Source organism: Nereida ignava, assembly GCF_001049735.1.
GTDB lineage: Bacteria > Pseudomonadota > Alphaproteobacteria > Rhodobacterales > Rhodobacteraceae > Nereida > Nereida ignava.
In genome coordinates this window covers 1-1,176 of the sequence record NZ_CVPC01000053.1, presented here as the reverse complement: position 1 = coordinate 1,176, position 1,176 = coordinate 1, and the positions used below count along the sequence as shown (strand labels likewise).

The window sequence follows — 1,176 nt, the reverse complement described above, 5'->3', positions numbered from 1 at the left end:
CTGTGAGCGCTGCGATCTCCTTGGCCCGCAGCCCTGCGTAAAAGCTGACCAGTATGATCGTTTCATCACGAGTTGGATGACGCCTGCTGCGGCAGTACTGGATCACACGGCGCAGCTGCGCATCGTTCAGTGTCTGTGCTTGGCGCATGGCCCTATCTCCTCAAAACCTAATCATTTGTTAGCTTTGAGCATAAAGTCTGAGATATTGGCCTTCCTACCGGAAAGACGTCTTTCCTGAAGTCTATACTTTACAATGACTTACGCAATAATCTCATACTATGTAAGTTCTATGAGGTTTTAAGCTCTGTCGTTCAGCTCAGGCAAAACTGCGCAGTTAAAGGCTTTAAGGCGTGCTCACTGCCACTTGATGCTGTGCCAATTGCAGATGATTGACCAAGGGCGAGAAATCCCCCGCCATCTTGAGCAGTACTCTGTACTTGGCGAAGTCATACAAGTGCACTTGATCGATGGCGGGCAAGATTACCTGCAGCTGTTTTACTAAATGTGCAAACTGAGGTTCCGCTATGAAAGCACTCAGCCGTGTCCAAAAATGCTCAAGCCAAGGCAGTAGCGCCACAAACTCAGCAAAGCGCTCTTGTGCCAGGTCACGAAGGTGGCTTTCGTAAAAGCCAGCCAATTCGAAGTCTTTGTGTTCAGCTTTGTTAGAAACATAGAGGGCGTGATCAAGTGCGCCTAAGACAACAGCTGGCGCTGCATACGTCGCTGTCAGCTCTTCTAATGCACCGTCAAATAGGGCTGATCGTCCATTAAGAGTAAAGTAGTCGTGAACGTTATCAGCAAAGCGAAACGTCGACTGCAGCTTTACAAGATACACCTCGTCGTCGATCTTTTGCATCAAGCTGTTGGGTCTTAAAATGATTTTGCTATCAAAAGGGATCTTAGAAACAACGCTGTCCAACTCACAGGCGTAATCACGGCTATCAAGGTCAGAACGTGAAGCTGGCACCTCCTCTTCAACAATATGCCACAACCGCACATCGTATTGGTTTGCRATCAGACARGTTAGATRAAGTGCCGCKATGCACTSRTTGTATGTATCTARTTCTTTGRTCATCACACTGCCGCCTGTGTTGTCATGACTGTCTCTTCAATGAGATCGATCAGGTCACGTGCACTGCCGTGGAAGTTCTGCAACATCTGCACAACGTCACCTAG

The 1,176-nt window shown here is 48.0% G+C and carries 1 protein-coding gene; it reads right to left on the bottom strand.

All coding sequences use genetic code 11. The features are described 5' to 3' along the window. Positions 1-343 precede the first annotated feature (343 nt). A complete protein-coding gene (locus tag NIG5292_RS14235; RefSeq protein WP_144412767.1) occupies positions 344-967 on the bottom strand; it encodes a hypothetical protein in 624 nt (207 codons plus the stop codon). Between the last annotated feature and the right edge of the window lie 209 nt (positions 968-1,176).